The sequence below is a fragment of the Hymenobacter cellulosilyticus genome (assembly GCF_022919215.1).
Lineage (GTDB): Bacteria > Bacteroidota > Bacteroidia > Cytophagales > Hymenobacteraceae > Hymenobacter > Hymenobacter cellulosilyticus.
The window spans coordinates 1,982,412-2,004,019 of the sequence record NZ_CP095046.1 but is presented as its reverse complement, the minus strand read 5'-3'; the positions used below and the strand labels follow the sequence as shown (position 1 = coordinate 2,004,019).

The window sequence follows — 21,608 nt, the reverse complement described above, 5'->3', positions numbered from 1 at the left end:
TTCTATATAATTTCGTCTGTCATCCTGAGCCCAGCGAAGGACCTGCCTCCATGTTCTGACAAAGTCAGTTCAATGTGATTAGCTTTCCCCGAAGACAGTATCGCAGTGAATAAACCTTGTCACTTAGGTGAGGAAGGTCCTTCACTCCGCTTTGCTGCGTTCAGGATGACAGAGGATTTTGAGTTGTTCTTTTCAGCTACTTTCTACCGCACTTCCAGCACCACCACCGACTGCGGGGGCAGATCTACGGCCAGGTTGCCGCCGCGCTTTTTGGCCCCTTTGAAGTCGGCCAGCTTCACCTTGTTCGGTTTGTCGAAGGAGTTGTAGTCGTTGACGTTGCCGGAGGTCAGCACGCGGCCCGACACGGTTTTCCAGGTCACGCCGGGCAGGGCCGTTTCCAGCTGCAGCGTCTTTTTCGTGTCGAGGTTGACCAGAGAAATATGCACCGCGCCGCTGGCGTCTTTCGAGGCCGAGGCATTCAGCGCCGGGAGCTTGTCCCCGCTCAGGGTGTACTCAGGGCTGGTGAACTGCAGGGGTAAGTACTGCGCGTTTTGATGCACCTGGTAGAGGTCAAACACGTGGTAAGTGGGCGTGAGCAGCATCTTCTCCTTGTCGGTCAGGATCAGGGCCTGCAGCACGTTTACTGCCTGGGCCAGGTTGGCTCCGCGCACCCGGTCGCAGTGATTGTTGAAGATGTTGAGCGTGGTGCCGGCTACCAGCGCGTCGCGCAGGGAGTTTTGCTGGTACAGAAAACCCGGGTTGGTGCCGGGCTCCACGTCGGTCCACACGCCCCACTCATCTACGAGCAAGGCCACCTTTTTGTCCTTGTCGTACTTGTCCATGATGGCCGCGTGCTTGGTCACCACGGCTTCCATCTTCAGGCAGTTCTTCATCGTGTTGAAGTACTGGGCCTCGTCGAAGCCCGTGGCCGCGCCTTTGCTGCCGGTCCAGCTGCCGGTAGGCAGGGTGTACTGGTGCAGGGTAAGGCCCCACATCTGGTCGAGCGGAATCTTCTTCATGCACGTCTCGGTCCAGTAGGCGTCGTCGCCGTTGGCCCCGCTCACGATGCGCTTCAGCTTGGGGCTGCCCGGGTAGTTGTGGGCAAAGGTGGCGTAGCGCTTGTATACGTCGGTGTAGTAGTCGGCCGTCATGTTGCCGCCGCAGCCCCAGCTTTCGTTGCCGATGCCCCACATAGTCACGCCGTAGGGCTCGGGGTGGCCGTTTTGCCTGCGCTGCTGAGTCAGCGGGGTGTCGGCGTTGGAGTTCAGATACTCCATCCAGTTGGCCATTTCCTGCACCGTCCCGCTGCCGACGTTGGCGGCCAGGTAGGGCTCGGTGCCGAGCAGCTTGCAGAGCTCGAGAAACTCGTGGGTGCCGAAGGAGTTGTCCTCTACCGCGTCGCCCCACCAGGTGTTGATGGTCCGGGGCCGTTGGGCGGTGGGGCCTACTCCGTCGCGCCAGTGGTAGGCGTCGGCGTAGCAGCCGCCGGGCCAGCGCAGGTTGGCCACTTTGATTTTGCGCAGGGCCTCGACGATATCCATACGGATGCGGCCCTGCTTGGGCACGTTCAAGCCGGGGTCCACCCAGAAACCGTCGTAGACGCAACGGCCCAGGTGTTCGGCGAAGTGCCCGTAAATGTCTTTGCTGATTTGCAGCTTCGGGTCTCCGGGCTGCACGGTCAGGCGTACCGTTTGGGCAAAAGTAACGTTAGCCGCGGCCAGCGTAAAGCCGGCTGCCGCCACTAGGCGCTTTAGGTTGAGCATCGAGAGGATTGGGGAATTTCGATGGGGAAAGAACAGAAAGCGCAAAAACTACCCGAGCGGCCGGCCTCCCAACCGGCCGCCCGGGCAGCATTCTTACGCTTGTGTAGCGGTCAGCGGCGCCGACTGCAGCGCGCTCAGCACTGTGCGTAGGCCCTGCTCAGCGTTGTCGCCGAGGTGGATGCGCAGCGTGCGGCGGTTGTAGTCGTGCAACGCCTGCAAGTCACCGGCGGCCTGGGCGTTCTTGAACGTCCCGAAGGAGTACGAACGGCCCGGCAGCGCCAGATCCTGCGGATGGTCGACGGTGAACTGCACGAACAAGCCCTTGTCGGGTCCGCCCTTGTGGTACTGGCCCGTGGAGTGCAAGAAGCGCGGTCCGTAGCCCGAGGTGGTAGCCAAATGCAACTGCTCCTGCACCTGGGTGCGCAGCTCGGCCAAGCCCTTGTTCAGCTCGTCCGACTCAGTCAGATACGCCTGGATGTTGAGGAAGTCGCCGTCCTTGGCCTGCGCAAAGAAGTTCTGGATTACCTCGGCCGCACTGCCGCCCGACACGGCGGAGAAGTACGACACGCCGTTTTCCGTCACCTTAGCCTCGTCGCCGGCGGGCAGGCTGCCCTGCTCCTGCACCACCTTCATCAGGCGGTCGGTAGCGGTTTTGGCGGCCTGCACGTTGGGCTGGTCGAAGGGGTTAATTTCGAGCACGGCGCTGGCTACGGCCGTGGCTACTTCCCAGCGGAAGAACTCACCTCCTAAATCCAACGCATCGTGCATACGGATAGTGATGAGCGGATGCCCCGCATGTAACAGACGCGTAAGCGCCTCGTGGTTTGCTAGGTCATCATTGAATTCATCGCCTTCGTAGCCCACGTACACGAATACGCGGTCCTGACCGTACACTTCCGGCTCGCGGGCGGGCTCGCCGGCCACGGGCAGAATGCCTTTGCCTTCCTTGCCGGTGCTTTCAGCAATGAGCTGCTCCAGCCAGAGGCCCAAATCAGCCAGAGAATTCGGCACAATCAGGGTGAGCTTGTCGCGGCCCTGCTGCGCGAGTACGCCCAGCGCCACACCCAGCTCCAAGCCGGGGTTTTGCTCTACACTGCCATAGGCACCGTTGGCCCGCATCATGCGGATGGCCCGCTCCAGGATTTCGCCGATGGGCAGGCCGTACAGCGCGGCCGGTACCAGACCGAAATACGACAGGGCCGAGAAACGGCCGCCCACTTCGGCAAAGTTCAGGAAGATGCGGCGGTAGCCCTGCTCGGTGGCCGAGGTCACAAACTTGGAGCCCGGGTCGGTAATAGCCACGAAATTCTCGCCGGCCTTGTCGCCCTTGATTTGCTTTACCCGGTCATAGAAATAGTCGCCGAAGGCCAGGGGCTCGGCCGTGGTTCCCGACTTGCTGGCTACAATGAACAGCGTGTCGGCCAGCGGCACTGATTCTTCAATCTGGCGCACCGTGCCGGGGTCCGTGGTATCGAGTACCGACATCGGCAGGCCATTCTCGCCCATCGGGAACGAGGATTTGAACACAATCGGAGCCATTGTGCTGCCGCCCATGCCCATTACTACTACGTGCTTGAAGCCCGCGGCTTTCACGTCATTGACGAACTGCTCGATTTCGGGCACCGCGCCCACCATTGTTTCGGCCACGCGCAGCCAGCCCATGAAGGCCCGGATGCTGTGCTGGCCAGCTTCATCCTGCACCCATAGGTCAGCTTTCTTATCCCAGAAACCGTGGGTAAAGTTCTTGGCGTTGAATTCCTGAATTTTGGCGTCCACGGCAGCCTGGTACTGGCCCAGCTGCAGGGTAGCTTCGGCAACGGTAGAGTCGAGGGAAGTCAGGCGCTTCTTCTCGATGGATTCCATCAGCTTGCCGAAAGGCTCCTTGAATTTCTTGGCGCCGTCCTCTTCCAGGAAGTTGGTTTGCTCCTCGAGGTTGATGCCTAGCTCGGGCAGGCGGCGCAGCACGTCAGCAGCTTTATCGAGGCCTTCCTCCAGGCGGTTGGCGGGCTTACCTTTTTCGCGGAAGATGTCGAGGGTTTCTACCGGCACGGTGTTCACCGTTTTGGGGCCGATGAGGTTCTCGACGTACTTCAGGTCGTCGTACTTGGGGTTTTTGTTGCCGGTGCTGGCCCACAGCAGGCGCTGGGTGTCGGCACCTTTGGCAGCCAGGGCTTCCCAGCGCGGACCGGCAAAAATCTCCTTGTAGATCTGGTAAGCCTGCTTGGCGCTGGCCAACGCTACCTCGCCCACCATCGATTGTGCCAGCTCGCCTTTCTCACCACCTTCGGCGGCAATTTTCTCCAGCAGCGGGTCAATCAGCACGTCGATGCGCGAGAGGAAGAAGCTGGCTACGGAGTCGATGTTCTCGACAGGCAGGCCGGCTTTTACCCGATCTTCGAGGCCGGCCAGGAAGGCTTCGGCTACGAGGCGGTAGCGCTCCAGGCCGAAAATCAGGGTCACGTTGACGTTGATGCCCTCGGCAATGAGGCGGCGAATGGCGGGCAGACCTTCGAGCGTGGCCGGCACCTTAATCATCACGTTGGGCCGGTTTACCGTTTTCCAGAACCGGATGCCTTCCTCAATCGTGCCTTCGGTATCGTTGACCAGCTCGGGCGACACTTCCAGGCTCACGTAGCCGTCGGATGCGTTGTCGTGGCTGTCGTAGAGCGGGCGGAACAGGTCGCAGGCGTGCTGCACGTCGGCCACGGCCAGGGCGGTGTAGATTTCGTCGGTGGTTTTGCCCTGCAGCGCCAGGCTGCGGATGGCCGCGTCGTAGTCGTCGGAGCCGCCGATTGCCTTCTCGAAAATGGCCGGATTCGACGTAACGCCGCGCAGGGCCTCGTCGGTGATGCGCCGCTGCAACTCCCCGTTGATCAGGATTTTGCGACGGATAAAGTCCAGCCAGATACTTTGGTCGAATTGACGGATGTCAACTAATGGATTCATAGGGTTTCAGTTTGAAGTCGCTCCAAAGATGAGGAAACTCCTTCTTTAGGCTTTCACGGAGCCCGTTTATTTTGCTATAAATCCCTGATTTCCTACTAGATATTTTCTGACAAGCCCAGGAAATCATCTGGTGACAGAGGCCGGCGCAGCGTAAGTTAGGGCTACGACGACGGGGCTAAAAAGCAAACAGTGAGGCGTGCCAGCCGGCGGATGTAGCCGCCAACGTCTTCCGAAAAGCTCTCCCTCGATTCGGAAGACGTGCTGGTACGCCTCTTTCTGCTCCCCTCTCCCACACGTCTGTCAGCTGGGTTTCTGCCCAGACTTACAGTAAAATTTGACTGCGGGTGAGAGTCCGGTTGGCCGGCGGGCGTTGCAGCACCCGCCCGGCCAACGTTTCTCACCCACCTTTTTTGATGTTAGATGTACTGGTTGATGATGCTTTCCAGCCACTCCTGCTTACCGCTCTTGGGCGTGGGTTCACCGGTTTCGTGGGCAATTTTGCGCAGGTCTTCCAGGGTCAGTTGGCCTTTCTCGAAGGCAGCGCCGGCACCCGAGTCAAAGGAGGCGTAGCGCTCCTGGCGGAACTTGCGGTAAGCCGACTTTTCCAGGATGGCATCGGCCGTCACCAGGGCGCGGGCGAAGGTGTCCATGCCGCTGATGTGGGCAATGAAAATATCCTCCAGGTCGGTCGAGTTGCGGCGGGTTTTGGCGTCGAAGTTGATGCCGCCGTGCTTGAAGCCACCGGCCTCGAGGATGATGAGCATGGACTCGGTCAGCTCATTGAGGTTGTTGGGGAACTGGTCGGTGTCCCAGCCGTTCTGGTAGTCGCCGCGGTTGGCGTCCATCGAGCCCAGCATGTTGTTATCAGCAGCTACCTGCAGCTCGTGCTCGAACGTGTGACCAGCCAGGGTGGCGTGGTTTACTTCCAGGTTGAGCATGAAGTCGTTTTCCAGGCCGTGCTGCTTTAGGAAGCCGATTACGGTGGCCGCGTCGAAGTCGTACTGGTGCTTGGTAGGCTCGGCGGGCTTGGGCTCAATGAAGAACTTGCCGGTGAAGCCCTGCTGGCGGGCGTAGTCGCGGGCCATGGTCAGGAAACGGCCCATGTGTTCCTGCTCGCGCTTCATGTTAGTGTTGAGCAGAGTCATGTAGCCTTCGCGGCCACCCCAGAACACGTAGTTCTCGCCGCCCAGCGCGATGGTCGCGTCGATGGCGTTTTTCACCTGCGTGGCAGCGTGAGCTACCACCTGGAAGTCGGGGTTGGTGCTGGCCCCATTCATGTAGCGCGGGTTCGAAAACACGTTGGCCGTGCCCCAGAGCAGCTTTACGCCGGTAGCGGCCTGATGCTCCTTGGCGTAGTCCACGATGGTGGCGAGGTTGCGCTCGTACTCGGCCAGCGAGTTGCCTTCGTCCACGAGGTCAATGTCGTGGAAGCAGTAGTAGGGCGTGCCGAGCTTGGTGAAGAACTCGAAAGCGGCGTCCATCTTGTCTTTGGCGCGGCCAATGATTTCGTGGTGGGCGTCCCAGGCAAACTGCTTGGTGCCGGGGCCGAACGGGTCGCCGCCGGTGCCGGTGAAGGTGTGCCAGTACGAAACCGCGAAGCGCAGGTGCTCCTTCATGGTTTTGCCGGCTACTACGCGGTTCTCGTCGTACCACTTAAAGGCCAACGGGTTGTCCGACTCACGTCCTTCAAAGCGGATGGTGTCGATGCCGGTGAAATACTCGGTTTTAGAAAGCGTGTTGGATGACATGCCGAGGGGTGGTTGGTAAGGGTACGATTTGATTGAGAATGGACTGCCAGCGGGTGTAGGCAGCCTGATATTGCTCCTGCAGCTCAGCCGTGGGCTCCAGGGTCAGAATTCGCTCTAGACCGTTGAAGGCCTCATTGGTACTGGCGTAGATGCCAGCTCCGACGCCCGCGCCGCGGGCCGCGCCCTGGGCCGCATCGGTGTTGAGCAGCTCCAATTCTACACCGGCGCTGTTGACGAATGCCTCGCGGAAAATCGGGCTCAAGAACATGTTGGCGTTGCCGGCCCGCACTTTGCGCACCTGCACTCCGGATTCACGCATGATGTCCACGCCGTAGTTTAGGGCGAAGACAATGCCTTCCTGGGCGGCGCGGGCCACGTGCACGCGGCCGTGCTGGTTGAAGTTGAGGCCCCGCAGCTCGGCTTCGAGCTGACGGTTTTCCAGAATACGCTCGGCGCCGTTGCCGAAAGGCAGAAACGTGAGGCCGTCGGAGCCAATTGGGGCCTGGGCGGCCAGCTGGTTCATGTCCTCGTAGCTGATGTCGCCGAGAACTTTGCGCAACCAGCTATTCAGAATGCCCGTGCCGTTCATGCACATCAGGACGCCGTTTTTGGGCTGCTCCGGCGTGCTGTTTACGTGCACGAAGGAGTTGACCCGGGAGCGGGAATCCGAAGTCATGGTTTCGTTGATGCCGTAGACCACGCCGCTGGTGCCGGCCGTGGCGGCTATTTCACCGGCCTGCAGCACGTTGAGCGAAAAGGCGTTGTTGGGCTGGTCGCCGGCCCGGTAGCTGATGGGCGTGCCGGCCGTGAGGCCCAGTTCCTGGGCCGCTTCGGGCGTGAGGTGGCCCTGCACCGAGAAGGTGTCGACTACGTCGGGCAGCAGGGCAGAACTGATGCCGTAATAGTCGAGCAACTCCTGGGCAATGGCCTGCTGTTTGAAATTCCAGAATACGCCCTCGGAAAGGCCCGAAATGGTGGTCTGGAGCTGGTTGGTGAGCTTGAAGGCAATGTAGTCGCCGGGGAGCTGGATTTTGTGAATCCGCTCGTATATGTCGGGCTCGTTTTCGCGCACCCACTTCAGCTTGGAAGCCGTGAAGTTGCCGGGCGAATTCAGAAAGTTGTGCAGGCAATATTCCTGGCCCAGGTCCTGAAACGCCTGGTTGCCGTAGTCTACAGCGCGGCTGTCGCACCAGATAATGGCGGGGCGCAGCACCTCGCCGTCTTTGTCGACGAGCACGAGGCCGTGCATTTGATAGGTGATGCCGATGCCGGCAATAAGAGCCGTGTCGAAGTCGTGGTCGGCACGAAGCTGGAGCGTGGCATTCACCACTTCCTGCCACCACCGCTCGGGGCGCTGCTCGGCCCAGTCGGGCTGGAGCGCGGTTATTTCCATCTCCTTCTTGGGCGAGGTGACCGAGGCCACGCACCGGCCGGTTTCGATGTTGAGCAGCGAGGCCTTGATAGACGAGCTGCCGATGTCGTAGCCGAGGAGGTATTTCATGGGGTTGGATACGGCCTTTACTGCTTTCTATAAAGCAACGGGGCCGGGTGGGGATTTTATGGAGGAAAAGGTCAGGGCTAGCGTCACTGGCGAACAGCTTGCTAGGAGTGGTAATCAGAGCGGCGTCCGACCTATCTACCGGACTTGTTTTCGAAGATAGTGCGCTAAGAGATAGGAAAGCCAATCTAAAAACCTCGTTTCTAGCTCAATTTCGAATAAAAAATACCGAAACCGTTTCCGGAAACGGTTTCGGTAGGTGAGTGTGGCCAAATTATTTTTCCGGAAAAAGTGGCCACTCAATCACTGAATAATGAAAAGAGCAATTAGCGCTTAAGACCGAGTTACTTACTACCCATGAAGAAGGGGCCGGGATGGCTGGCAACGGGTTGAACGACTAACCAGAGTTAGCTCTCAAAAGTCGTTCTATCGTTTCAACCACTCCTAGCCCCTTCTTCATAGGCAGTGAGTAATTCGTTTCTAATCAATAGCTACGCTGCTGCCACTTAGCGTCAAGGTGGCTTGTACTACACTTTTCTTTGCCACCGCTTGGCTGAGTGGCTGGCCACCGCCGGCGAAGAGCAGTACTTTGCCCGGCTGCTGGGCACGCTGCCCCTGCTGGTTGAGCATGGATAGTTGTCGGGGGTGAGGCTAAACTGCACCGTCTTTTTCTCGCCGGGCTGCAGGGCCACCCGCTGGAAGCCTTCCAGCGCATGCAGCGCCACGCGGCCCTTGGAATCGGGGTGGCGCACGTAGAGCTGCACCACTTCGTCGCCGGCCCGCTTGCCGGTATTCTGTACCTGCACGCTCACCAAGACAGGTTTGCCCGTTTCACTCGTGGCAGGCACCTGCAGGCTGGAGTAGGCAAAGGTGGTGTAGCTCAGGCCGTGACCAAAGGGAAACAGCGGCTCGCCCCGGAAGTAGCGGTAGGTGCGGCCGGCCATGTCGTAGTTATCGAAGGGTGGCAGCTGGCTTTCCGACTTGTAGAACGTGACCGGCAGGCGGCCCGAGGGGTTGTAGTCGCCGAAAAGCACATCGGCCAGAGCCGTGCCGGTGGCCTGTCCGCCATACCAGCTGTTGACAATGGCCGGCAGGTTCTGGGCTTCCCAGGGGCAGCCGATGGCGCTGCCGGTCATCATTACGAACACAACCGGCTTGCCCGTGGCGTGCAATACTTTCAGCAGCTCGGTCTGCACTTTGGGCAAGGCAATGCTGGTCCGGTCGCCGCCGCTGAAGCCTTCCACGTTCACCTTCATTTCCTCCCCTTCCAAACGAGGCGAAATGCCACCGACGAAAATAACCGCATCAGCATCCTTCACCTGGGCCCGAATGTTCGGCGCATTCATGGGTATGACGTGGGCAGCGGTAAACTTGAGAATGGTGCGGCGGTCGGTCTGGAAGTACTCCAGCTTGAGGTCGAGCTTTTTGCCGGCCTCCACTTTAAGCACGTGCTGGTTGGTTGAAACGCCGCGGCCTTTCCAGTTGTCGAGTACCAGCTTGTCGTTCACAAAGAGGCGGTAACCGTCGTCGCCGGTGATTTGCAGGGCCAGCTCCTCCGACTTCTGCGGGGTAAAGGAGGCTTGGTAGCGCGCCGACACGTTTTCCGACGGCAGACCGGGTACAATTTTCTGCTTCACGTTGGCCAGGTACCGGTCGAGGCCGGCTTCCTGCTGGGTGGCTACCGGCTGGCCTTCCAGCTCAGTGCCTTTGAAATACTCGGCCTTGAAGCCCGGCTTGCCCTCGTACGCCAGATTTTGGTTGATATCGAAGGTTTCGTAAACGATGTTGCTGGCGTAGTCCACGCCTTGGATGTAGGTAACCTGGGTACCGGCGCCGACTTTGGCCCGGATGCCTTCCAGCGGCGTCACGTTATTGGTCGGGAAGCCGTTGTAGTTGCCGAGTTGGGCGGTTTCGTTGTCGGCGTTGGGGCCCAGCACCACGATTTTCTTCAGGTTTTTGCGCAGCGGCAGAGTGTTTTTCTCATTCTTGAGCAGCACCATCGATTCCTGGGCCATGCGTAGGGCGTGGGCCTGGTGCGGGGCGCTTTCCACCACGCTGAGCGGAATCTGGGCGTACTTCACCTGCTCCACCGGGTCGAACATGCCCAGTTGGAAGCGGATTTTGTAAAGCCGCTTCACCGAGGTATCGAGCTGCTTTTCGGTAATCAGGCCCTTCTGCACTGATTCGAGCAGGGAGTTGTAGGTAAACAGCTTGCCGGTGGCGCACTCAATATCGGTGCCATGCAGTACGGCGTTGGCGGCAGCGGTGGCCGCGTCGGGGTCGGTTTTGTGGTGCTGCCAGAAGTCGTTGATACCGTCGCAGTCGGAGGTGACGTAGCCCTTAAATTTCCACTTGTCGTAGAGAATTTCGTTCATCAGCTTGTCGCTGCCGCAGCAGGGCTGCCCGGCGTAGGCGTTGTAGGCGCACATCACGCCGGCCACTTTAGCGTCCACAATCAGGTCCCGGAACGCGGGCAGATACGTGTCCCAGAGGTCGTAGTCGCTGATTTGGGCATTGTACTCGTGGCGGGATGATTCGGGGCCGCTGTGCACGGCAAAGTGCTTGGCGCAGGCCGTAATCTTGAGGTACTTCGGGTCGTCGCCCTGGAAGCCTTTTACCAGCGCCATGCCGAGCTGCCCAGTCAGGTAGGGGTCTTCGCCGTAGGTTTCCTGTCCCCTCCCCCAGCGCGGGTCCCGGAAGATGTTGATGTTGGGTGTCCAGAAGGTGAGGCCCTGGTAAATGCCCCGCTCGCCGCGCCGCGCATACTCGTGGTGTACTGCCCGGGCCTCGTCGGAGGTGATGGTGGCCATCTGCAGCATGGCGTCCGTGTCGAAGGTAGCGGCCATGCCAATGGCCTGCGGAAACACCGTGGTTTTCATGCTGGTGCGGGCCACGCCGTGCAGGGCCTCGTTCCACCAATTGTAAGCCGGAATGCCCAGCCGGTCGATGGCCGGCGAAGCGTTGAGCATCTGCGACACTTTTTCCGGCAGCGTGAGGCGGCTCACCAGGTCATCCACGCGCTGGTCAATAGGCAAATCGGGGTTGCGGAAGGGAAGCTCGGCTGGCTTAACCGCGGCTGCTTCGGGCGTGGCGGCAGCCTCGGTAGCGGCAGCCGCACTTGGTTGGCGCTGACTGGAGGCGCAGCCCATCAGCAGGGCCAAACCCAGAAAAAGGAAAGGATTTTTCATTCGTTGAATGAGTTGGGTGGTTCCGAATGGGGCAGCAGGACCTACTGCGCCTGGAAAGACGAAGCGGGCAGGCCTTCTTTGTTGGCAAGGTTGGCACCTTCCGGGTTGTCGGCCCAGGCATAGCGCACAACCACGGGGTTAGGCACCTGGTCGTTCCAGACCACTACTTTGTTGCCTTCAATCTTAGCCTGGGCCCACACGAACTTCTTGTCGGGGCCGGCAATGGCGAAGTAGCGCAGGGGCTTACCGTCCTTGGCTACCAGCCCGCCGCCGGTGCTGGTAAACGTGAGCGTGGCTTTGTTGCCGGCTACCTGCATGCTTTGGTATAGCGGACCCGAGGCCACGACTTTTTTGTCGCCGTACGCCACTTTCTGGGCCGCCAACGCCAGGCGCTTGCCTACGTCTTCCTTGTTGAGCGGGTGAATGTCGTTCCACTCGCCCAGGTCCAGGGCCACAGCCATGCCGGTGTTGGGCACGACGAGCGTGCGGCGCTGGCCTTCGCGCACACCCGCCCAATTGCTTTCCGTGGGCTGGTCTTTGACCTGCATAAAGTTGGCCAGCTGAACGTACAGAAAGGGCAAGGTGGGCTGCTGCCAGTGCTTACGCCAGTCCGTAATCAGGGCCGTGAGCAAAGGTTGGTATTCCTCGGGCTTAGCGGTGTTCGATTCACCTTGGTACCACAGCACGCCCTTTATAGTGTAGGGCAGCAAGGGCGCTATCATGCCATTATACAGGCCCCCGGGCTGGTTTTGAAAGGAAGTAGAGCCGGGAGTAGGCGCCGTGGCGGCCCCCAGCTTATACTGCCAGTCGCCACGCAAGTCGAGGGTCTGGCCGCCGGCCGTGAGCCGGTACTGCTTATCGAGCGTGAAGCCGCCGCGCCCACCGTTGTTGATGACGCGTATCACGATGATGTTGCGGCCGGGCTGAAGCAGCGTGGTTGGCAAATCATATTTGCGGGGCGGGTACTGGTAGCCGGTAGTGCCGGCAAACTGCCCGTTGATGTAGACAGAGTCACTGTCGACGATGGTGCCCAGTTCCAGCCGGGCTGGCTTGCCCACCATGCTGGCCGGCACCTCTACTTCCTTACGAAACCATACTACGCCATTCACGGGTCCCAGGCCCTGGTCGGCCCAATAGCCGGGAATTTTCATGGTCTTCCAATCCGCGGCCTGGTAGCTGGTGGCGTACCAGGGTGTGCTGCCTTTGACCACGCCCTGGTCCTGCTGGCGCAAGCTGGTGTACCAGGCGCGGGAGGCGGCCTGGCCCTGGGCAATGGTGCGGGCTACGTAGGTGCTGTCCTTCACTTTCTCGGCGGCTTGGGCGTAGGTGGGGAAGGCTTTCAGTGCGTCGGCGCTTAACCAGGCTTCGGCCGGCGACCCACCCACCGCCGAACGGATAAGGCCGATAGGCACGTGGTATTTGTCGAAGAGCGTCTTGGCAAAAAAATACGCCACACCGCTGAAAGCCAGCACATTTTGAGGTGTAGTCGGCACCCATTTGCCGCCCGCCACATCGGCTTTCGGCCCGCTGAAGGCGTAGCGCAAATCGACGTTGAACTGCCGAATCATGGGGTTATTGGCCTGGGCAACGACGTCGGGGTACTTGTCGCGCAGGCGCGACATAGGTGTTTCCATGTTCGACTGCCCCGAGCACACCCACACGTCCCCGATGAGCACGTCTTTGAGCGTGATGCGGTTGGTGCCCGCAATGGTCATTTCATAAGGGCCACCCGCTTTCATTTTGGCCAAGCTAGCGCGCCACCGGCCGTCGGGGCCGGTAGTAGTGGCGGCGGTTTTGCCGGCCAGCGTCACGGTTACTTTTTCGCCGGGCTTGGCCCAGCCCCACACCGCCACGGGCGCGTCGCGCTGCAGAATCATCCCGTCGCTAACGAGCTTGGGCAAACGTACCTGGGCAACGGCCGGCTGCGCGGCGACCAAAGCCAACAGTGCCGAAGCCTTTAACATGTTGTTTATCATGAGAGTATTAAAGCCATTGGGTTGATCAGGCCGGTGTACAGTACCCTTCCTAAGTAAGCTGTGATTCCAGAGCGAAATCACGGCTGACTTCACCTACTAGGACAACGGTTACACTTACTGTGGATAACCAGGATTCTGCGTTATCCTGCTACTCGCGCGGCCATTTTCTCGCCGCCGAACGAGCTACCAAGCACGGCAAGACTGACTGTGGACTGCCGCGGGGAGGAACCGCAGTAGCCAGTTTCGTTTGCAGGCGACGCTTTGGAAGTCATAAAAGAGGGCACGTGCTTTTTCACGCGTTTCACCAACATGCCGGCACGTACCGATGCATCAAAAAACAAGGGCTTAAAAGAATGGGTGCTCAATACGAGCACCCATTCTTTTAAGCCCTTGCTCGTTAAGTTATTGGTATCTAGGGTTCTGATAAGTAGCTTTTACATCTGCCGACACATCCATACGATCAAGCTGAACCTGCGGAATAGGACGCAGGTAGTGATGCGGCTGAATGGTACGCGTAACGACTATAGGCGTATGATCTCCGTAGTTGGTTCCCCCGATACGGTAGGTAGAAGCCAGCTCGTTCCATTTCTGGGTACGCACCAGATCATACCAGCGATACCCTTCGGCGTAGTACTCACGCGAGCGTTCTGCCAGGATATAGTTGATGTCTATAGTAGCCGGGGTGGCTGAAGTCATGGCAGCGCTATTATCCTGCACCTTGGCCACGTTCCCATTATTATCGAAACGCCACTTGCCGGCCCGGGCGCGAATAACATTAATCAATTCCCGAGCGCCTTGACCCGATTTGGTAGTTGCTCCTTTCACAGCTGCTTCTGCCGCTACAAAGTACAGCTCCGAGAATTTGGCAATGTTGAACGGACGAGTACTGGCAGCATTAGGCTGGCCTAAGCCCGAACCATTATCGGTGCGGTAAGGACCAAGCTTCCAAAGGCCTGGATACACAATCCGGCTTATACCACGCGGCGAAATCACGTAATCCGCGCGGCCGGGCAGCGTTCCTGCTCCTACATTGCTCGGACCTCCTCCGGTAGGGTAGGTAATAGCCGTAGCAGGCTCTTCATTCAGGAAAGTCAGGATTGGGTCCCCTGGGTTAACCGGCAGATTGTTGGCGTTAAGGGGTTCTTTTGGCAGAACGCCACCCGCTTTCGGCCAGTTACCACGATAGACAGTGGTAAAAGTACCATCGTAGCGAGAATCGTTTGTCTTGTCGGCAAAGGTGGTTTCCACTGCGCCAATGGTAGGAGCCATCCGGTTCCAGGGGCGGCCTAGGGCCTGAACTGCTTCCCGCTGAACAGAAGAGAAAGGGCCACGTACCCCTTTGTCGTCTATTCCTGAAGTTCTGAGGTTGGTATAGTTCCAGGTCATCATCCAACCGGCAAAGTTATCCGGGGCCCCACCGCTACCAAAGGTCAGGCTGCCGCCATTGTAGAACTCACTGGATTCGGTATGGTCCGCAAACAGCAGCATTTCAGCGTTGCGGTCATTTGTGGCCACATGTACATCATAGTACGTGGGCTGCAAGCGGAACGGGCCGGGACTCTCAATACCCGCCATGGCCACATCATACGCCTGCTGATAGTAGTACTGGGCGTTACGACCGGCCGGATCTGTTCTGGTAGTCTCCGGATAGGTTGGGATATTGTTCGGGTTTTCCAGCCACCAGGCATAAGTCAGGTAAGCTTTGGCCAGATACAGGCGGGCAGCCGTTTTCGTGACGCCCCCTATCACCCGGGGAGTTGCCGGCAAGTCGGCAACGGCCTGTATCAGGTCAGGAAAAATTGCTTTGGTATACACTTCGGGTACCGTATTGCGGACCGAGGCTCTGAAAGCATTGGTATTGAACTGCAACTCGCCCGCCCCCAAATCCAACGGCACCCCGCCAAAGGTTTGAACCAGCATGAAGTAATCGAAGGCGCGGAAAAACCGTGCTTCGGCAACTAGGGCTGGCGAGATGGTTCCTACTGCGGTGGCATTCTTGATAATACCATTGGCCGTGTTGATGTTCGGGAACGCAGCCGTCCACAATCTATCCGCCCGGCTGTTATTGGCGTTCAGCGCCGCTCGACCGGAGAAGTCCATGGCCAGAAAGTTCTCGTCGGCATCCCGGCCATAGGTTACCTCATCGGTGCCCGTCAGCGTCGCATTGTAGAAGTAAGCGTCGCCGTAGATGTAGCGTAGGTGAGCGTACATGGAGGTCAACCCACCGTTCACGCCTCTTTCGGTCTGAAAGAAGTCGGGCGTGTATATACTCCTGGGTTCTTCGTCCAAAAGGTCGTTGCACCCCGGCGCAGCCATCAATATTAGGGCCGCCCCGATAAAGAATTTTATGTTGAAGCTTTTCATTGTGCTCTTTATTAGAAGGTAAAGTTCAGGCCCACCAGGTAGGTGCGGGTTGCAGGCGAGTTAGTACCTATTGTCAACAGACGAGCCGGAACGCCGGTAGTTACGGCCACGTTTTGGTCGGCGTACGAGTTGGTCTCAGGGTCCATACCCGACTCTTTCTTGTAGGGAGAGAAGATTACAAACGGGTTCTGAGCCGTTGCGTAAACCCGTAGGCGGCTAATGCCGGAGCTTTTCAGCCACGCGTTGTTGTCGAAGTTGTAGCCCAGCGAAATCGTGCGGATCTTCAAATAAGAGGCATCGAAGTACCCCAGCGTGCTGCCATACTTAGGGTTGTCGCCGCTAGCCAGGCCACCAGGCTTGGGATATTTGGCGCCCGTGTTCTCGGGAGTCCAGTAATCCACTTTCACGTTGCCCCGACGACCGTTCATCAGGTTAAGATAGCCCGATGAGCCATACAGGGTACTGTTGAGGATACCGCCGTTCTGGAAAGCACCTACTGCACTCAGATCAAATCCTTTGAACGAAACCCGGGTGTTGAAACCGCCCTGGAACTTCGGGGTCACGTCCAGAACCTGACGGTCTTGCGGGCCAATGGCCCGGGTAGGGGTACCATCTGCGGTATAGTCGCCGGTGTATTTCACCTTGATCATCCCCACGTTTCCGCCGGGCTCCAGGATGTTCCGGTAGGGGTCTCCTTCCTGCCACAGTCCTACTTTCTCGTAATCATAGATTACGTTGATCGGCTTGCCCACAAACCACCAGTTTCCTTCATCCCGCTGCTGCTCACCAGCCAGCGAGGTAATCTTGTTGCGGTTGGCATACAGGTTAGCCCCCACTTCCCAGGTCCAGCCATTGAGGTTCTCCAGAATTACCCCATTCAAAGACAGTTCCACCCCTTTGTTCTGGGTAGACCCAATGTTGGCCGTGTAGCTCTCTACGCCAGAAGTAGGAGGCAGTGGCAAAGGCAACAGAACATCCTCGGTGTTGGTGACATAGTACTCAACGGTACCCGAAAGGCGGTTTTTCAGCACCGCAAAATCCAACCCGTAGTTCCAGGTTTTAGAGAATTCCCAGCCTAAGTTAGCGTTCGGCAACTGGCTTACGAACAGCCCCGTCTGGTAGCCGGTTGGGCCAAAGTTATAGGGTCGGGTAGTCAAACGGCCCAGGGTAGCATAGGGGTTAATGGACTGATTTGACGTGACGCCGTAACCAGCCCGCAGTTTCAGCATATCGATAACAGAGATATCCTGCATAAACGACTCTTTGGCCACGTTCCAGCCTAGCGACACAGCAGGATAGGTTTTCCATTTATTCCCGGGGGAAAGTCTGGAGGAGCCATCCGCCCGGACCGTGGCGGATAACAGATACCGGTCGTCGTAGGAATACATTACCCGCCCCATGTAGGACAACAGACCATATTTTTCATACCGCTGCTCATTATTAAGAGTGGGTATGGTGATTTCGCCGGCGGCCAGTCCCAGGTTGTAGTACTGGAAGGCATCAGAAGGAATATCCCGGGCATTAATCTGCGACCGATTGAAGGTGTTATCGGAGGCAGAGTATAAGGCTATGGCATTTATATTATGCTTTTCAGCAAAGGTGCGGTCATAGGATAAAATGTTTTCGATAGTCCAGTCTCTGGTAACCGAGTTACTGACGGATGCTGTGGAAACTGTAGTAGGGTTCACTGCGGTGATTCCTTGTCCAGTGTAAGAACCACCCTGGCTCTGCCGGTAGTTTACCCCCAGGTTGACCCGATACTTCAATCCCTCTACGCCCGGCATTTTAACTTCCGCGAATAGGGTATTGTAGGTGGCCATAGATCTGGTTTCGCTTAACCACCTGTCACTCAAGTCTTCCACAGTTTCGCGGGTATACACCCACTGCTCATCCAACGGCATGCGGATAGTTCTTTTCAGGCTACCATCCGCATTGTAAGGATTGGCGATTGGCGAGGAGTTCAGGATGCCATATATACCCACATTGGACCCCTCGGATAGGTTATAGGTATTATTGGTAGTGAAACCCAACCGGATGTATTTACCAACGCCCTGGTCAAGGGTTCCACGTACGGAATAACGGGTGTACTGCTGGGTAGGAATTACTCCTTCTTCTTGATAATAACCCGCATTGAAATTATACCGCCCGTTCTCAGTGCCACCCGAAACGCCCAGGTTGTGGTTGGTTTGAATACCTGTTTTATACAACAAGTCCTGCCAATCGGTATCTACATCGTCGGCTTCATCCAAGGCATTCTTATACAGGCCGGCGGCTCTGCGAAGCTCAACAAACTCGGGCCCATTCATCATGGGGTATTTGGCGAAAATTGTTTTTGCACCAACAAAACTGTCGTAGGTTATCTGCGCTTTTTGCCCTTTTTTACCGGTTTTAGTGGTTATCAAGACAACTCCGTTCGCCCCACGTGACCCGTAAATAGCCGTGGCCGACGCATCCTTCAGGATATCTACACTCTGAATATCGTTGGGGTTGATGTCGCCAATCGAACCCGGGAAAGGAATACCATCCAATACCACCAATGGATCATTGCTGGCACCCAGTGAGCGGGTACCGCGTATCCGGATTTGCGTGGCAGCACCGGGCTGAGAGGAGGATTGGGCAAATTCCACACCTGGCAAACGGCCTTGCAGAGCCTGGGTGATGTTAGCTGATGGCACTTCGCGTAAGGCCTCTCCATTGATAGACGCAACCGAGCCAGTTACCGCTTCTGCTCTCTGGGTGCCGTAGCCCACTACCACTACCTCGTTCAGGGCTTTCACGTCGGAGCCCAGCGTCACGTTTACCGTGGGGCCATCGACGGTTACTTCTTTACTGACGAAGCCTACTGCGCTCAGCACCAGGGTGCTGCCCAGGGGCGCCTGCAGGGTAAAGGTACCGTCGGCGTTGGAGGAAACGCCGTTGGTGGTGCCTTTCTGCAGCACCGTCACGCCGGGCAGGGTTTCGCCGTTGTCGGAGCTGGTAATCTTGCCCGAAATGGTTTGCGTGGCTTGGGCCCAGGCCTGGGTAGGCATTAGCACCGCCCCAGCCAGGGGTAGCCCGGAGGCCACAAACAGCGGCCAGCTCAGGCAGAAGGCCGTTTTGCGTATTGGTTGATACATTGGGTGTGGGAGTTTTATGGGGTTTTGAAGTTTCTTGGAATCAGAAGCCGATGGAGTTGCCCCCGTCGACGGGGAGGGACACGCCGGTAATGTAGCGGGCCGCGTCGGAGGCCATAAACACGGCCGCGTTGCCAATGTCCTCGGGCTGGCCAAACTTGCCCATGGGCGTGCGCCGCATGGCCCGGTCGCGGCGGTCGGGGTCGTTGTTCATGGCCTTGCGGCTCATCTCGGTTTCGATAAAGCCGGGCGCAATGGCATTGACGCGCACATTGTCGCCGGAAAACTCGGAGGCCAGCACCTTCACCATGCCTTCCACCGCCGACTTGGAAGCAGCGTAGGCCACTACCCTATCGATGCCGTAGTAGGCGGCCATCGACGAAATCATCAGAATCACGCCGCGCTGCCGCTCCACCATGCGCCGGGCGCAGGCGCGGGTCAGGGCAAATACCGAGTTCAGGTTGGTGTGCAGGATGTTGTGAAATTCTTCGTCAGTTACTTGCAGAGCGGGTTTTTTGAGGTTGATACCAGCATTGTTGACCACGATATCCAGGGGACCGTAGGCGGCTTCGAGCTGCTCCACCATATCATCAATGGAGGCCAGGTCGCAGATGTCGTTGACCATGTAGTGGGCCGATTCGCCCATGGCCTGCACGGCGTCCTTCAGCACTTCTTCGCGGCGGCCGGTGATGATAACCGTGGCGCCGGCGTGCACCATGCACTGGGCAATGGCCAGGCCGATGCCGCTTCCGCCGCCGGTAATTAAAGCCAGCTGCCCTTCCAGGGAAAAGCTATTCTGGTGGGTAAGGGTACTGGTGTGCACGGCGTGGCCGTTCACGTGCGGCATGTTTTTCATGACGGGTATTAATTTGGTATTCAATTCGTTTAGCGCAACTGGTAAATCATGACCAGGCGTTTGATGTCGTCGAGGGTGCGGGTGGGTGGGCTGAACGGAGCCGGAATGGGCTGCTTGGCCACCGACTGGAAGTAGAGCACGCAGGCGTCGCGCCACCAGAGGGCCTCCTTGTGCTGGGTTTGCAGGCGGCCGGTTACGTCGGCGTGGAGTTCGGGGTCAATCTGGGGCTTTACGGCAGCCCACTGCTGCTGCATCCAGGTCACCGAATCAACGCCGGTGTAGTAGCGGGTGCAGAGCTCGTTCCACAAGGTGCGGCCGGTGCTCAGCGGCTGATTCCAGCCCACGTGGTGAAACCAGAGCAGGTAATCGGGCGGGCAGGTTTTGGGGTCGTTCCAGAGTTGCTGCACCTCGGGCTTGTACAAAGCCAGCGCGTTGCTGCCTTTTGCCGTCCGGTCGAAGCCCAGGCCGTTGGCGTCGGCCTTGTGGTAGTACACCGAAGTCCAGTCGGGCCGGGCGCTACTCGACAACCAGGGCTCGGGGCCGTAATGAATGCTCTGGCCCATGATGTGGTGCAAACCCAGCGGGGTAGTGTAGCGCACGTAAATATCCCGGGACTTGACCATCACGTCGGCAATGGTGCGAACAGCCGGCGCGTCATTGGTCAAGCTCATGCGCGTCCATTCCTCAGCAATGGCTTCGGAGGAAAGCGTGTGGTCCCAGGCCAGGCGGCCGAAGGCGTACCAGTTGGCTTGGCCCATAGGGTGGCCGGTCCAGTTGCGGTCCGAGCCGATGTTGGCCACGCCGGCAATGCCGCTAATCTGGTGGTTATCCACACTGCCATCCACCACCTTGGCTACGGTCGAGCCTTTCCCCTTGGCGTAGGTGTCGGCATCAAGGGTTTCCTTGAACATGGGGCCAGGTATACCATATGCGTCGCAAAGCCCAGGTATTCCTGCGTCAGCTGCACTTCCAGCACCAGCGGCGTGTGGGGCATGGCTCCGAACAGCGGGTGAAACGGCTCCCGGCTCTGAAAGTCAATCGGGCCGTTCTTGACCTGCACCAGGGTTTTGGGCTTAAAGCGGCCGTCGAGGGGCTTAAACTCGGCGTAGGCTTCCTTGAACCGGTCCCCGTCGGAGTTGGCTTTGTAGACAAAGGCGCGCCACATGACCAGCCCGTCGTGCTGGCCCAGCGCATCAGCCAGCATGTTGGCCCCGTCGGCATGGTCGCGGCCGTAATCTTGCGGGCCGGGCTCCCCTTCCGAGTTGGCCTTCACCAGAAAGCCGCCGAAGTCGGGAATAGCCTTATAGATTTCGTTGGTGCGGTCCGTCCACCACTGCTTCACCTTGGGGTCGAGCGGGTCAGAAGTGCTCAGCCCGCCGATAACCTTGGGCGCGGCCCAGAGCACCGACATATATACCCGGATGCCGTAGGGCCGCATCACGCCGGCCAAAGCCGCCACTTTCTCAATGTACTCGGGCGTGAGGTAGCGGGCACTGGCATTCACGTTGTTGATTACCACGCCATTAATTCCAATGGAAGCATTGGCGCGGGCGTAATCCTGGTAGCGCGGGTCGAGACGCTCGGGCAGCTCGTACCATTTCCAAATGCTGGAGCCCGCGTAGCCCCGCTCCACAGTGCCGTTGGGGTTGTCCCAGTGGTTGAGCAGGCGGTACTGAATCCGGGGGCTGCTGGTCAGGCTCAGGTTCTTGATAGACTGGCGCGTCTGAAGCTGACGCAGCAAGGCAAATACCCCGTAGAGCACTCCTGATTCCGTGTGGCCGGTGATGACGATATTGCCGCTGCGGGTTGAAACCGAATAGCCATCCTTGCCCAGCGCCTGACCGGAAACGTTTGCGGTAGCATCCACGGAAAGGATGATGCTGCCCTGCCCCTTTTTCGAGGCAGATACTACAGGCACTGGCTGGCCCAGCAGCCCCTGCAGACCCTGCTGCAGCTCGGTGGCTGCGGTTTTCAGAATCGGTGAGCTGCCCGTGCTAATGATAGCGCCGGCTGCTTTCTGGTAGTCTTTGCGCAGCCCGGCATCCGAAATCAGGTCATACTTCAGCCACAGGCGGTACCCGTCGTCGGCCACGCTACGGTGAGCGGCCACGACGAAAGACAACAGGAGCAGAAGGAAGCGAAAGGACATGGGTGGG

Annotated in this window: 9 protein-coding genes and 1 pseudogene; all 10 read right to left on the bottom strand. The window is 58.5% G+C overall.

Annotation, left to right across the window (positions count from 1 at the left end):
• Positions 1-203 precede the first annotated feature (203 nt).
• The 10 genes and pseudogenes from MUN79_RS09820 to MUN79_RS31780 all read right to left on the bottom strand — a co-directional run bounded on the left by MUN79_RS09820 (position 204) and on the right by MUN79_RS31780 (position 21,601).
• Complete coding sequence (locus tag MUN79_RS09820; RefSeq protein ID WP_244677496.1) at positions 204-1,763, bottom strand: alpha-N-arabinofuranosidase; 1,560 nt, start codon at positions 1,761-1,763, stop codon at positions 204-206.
• A gap of 93 nt (positions 1,764-1,856) precedes the next feature.
• The gene (locus tag MUN79_RS09815; protein WP_244677495.1) at positions 1,857-4,709 is read right to left on the bottom strand and encodes a bifunctional transaldolase/phosoglucose isomerase; all 2,853 of its coding nucleotides are present in this window, start codon (positions 4,707-4,709) and stop codon (positions 1,857-1,859) included.
• 416 nt (positions 4,710-5,125) lie between these two features.
• The gene (xylA, locus tag MUN79_RS09810) at positions 5,126-6,457 is read right to left on the bottom strand and encodes a xylose isomerase (protein WP_244677494.1); all 1,332 of its coding nucleotides are present in this window, start codon (positions 6,455-6,457) and stop codon (positions 5,126-5,128) included.
• The gene (locus MUN79_RS09805; RefSeq protein WP_244677493.1) at positions 6,435-7,958 is read right to left on the bottom strand and encodes a xylulokinase; all 1,524 of its coding nucleotides are present in this window, start codon (positions 7,956-7,958) and stop codon (positions 6,435-6,437) included. The genes xylA and MUN79_RS09805 overlap by 23 nt, the downstream gene beginning before the upstream one ends.
• Before the next feature lie 524 nt (positions 7,959-8,482).
• Positions 8,483-11,143 (bottom strand): glycoside hydrolase family 3 C-terminal domain-containing protein, encoded by a 2,661-nt coding sequence (locus tag MUN79_RS09800; RefSeq protein ID WP_244677492.1) that lies wholly within the window; start codon positions 11,141-11,143, stop codon positions 8,483-8,485.
• 41 nt (positions 11,144-11,184) lie between these two features.
• Positions 11,185-13,044: a sialate O-acetylesterase gene (locus tag MUN79_RS09795; RefSeq protein ID WP_311136703.1), complete on the bottom strand. Its 1,860-nt coding sequence runs from the start codon at positions 13,042-13,044 to the stop codon at positions 11,185-11,187.
• A gap of 477 nt (positions 13,045-13,521) precedes the next feature.
• Positions 13,522-15,483: a RagB/SusD family nutrient uptake outer membrane protein gene (locus MUN79_RS09790; RefSeq protein WP_244677490.1), complete on the bottom strand. Its 1,962-nt coding sequence runs from the start codon at positions 15,481-15,483 to the stop codon at positions 13,522-13,524.
• Positions 15,484-15,494: 11 nt separating this feature from the next.
• On the bottom strand, positions 15,495-18,599 hold the full coding sequence (locus MUN79_RS09785) for a SusC/RagA family TonB-linked outer membrane protein (RefSeq protein WP_244677489.1): 3,105 nt from the start codon (positions 18,597-18,599) through the stop codon (positions 15,495-15,497).
• A 40-nt stretch (positions 18,600-18,639) separates the two neighbouring features.
• A complete protein-coding gene (locus MUN79_RS09780) occupies positions 18,640-19,443 on the bottom strand; it encodes an SDR family NAD(P)-dependent oxidoreductase (RefSeq protein WP_244678303.1) in 804 nt (267 codons plus the stop codon).
• A gap of 38 nt (positions 19,444-19,481) precedes the next feature.
• Positions 19,482-21,601 (bottom strand): annotated as a pseudogene (locus tag MUN79_RS31780) (alpha-glucuronidase family glycosyl hydrolase).
• Positions 21,602-21,608: the final 7 nt, after the last annotated feature.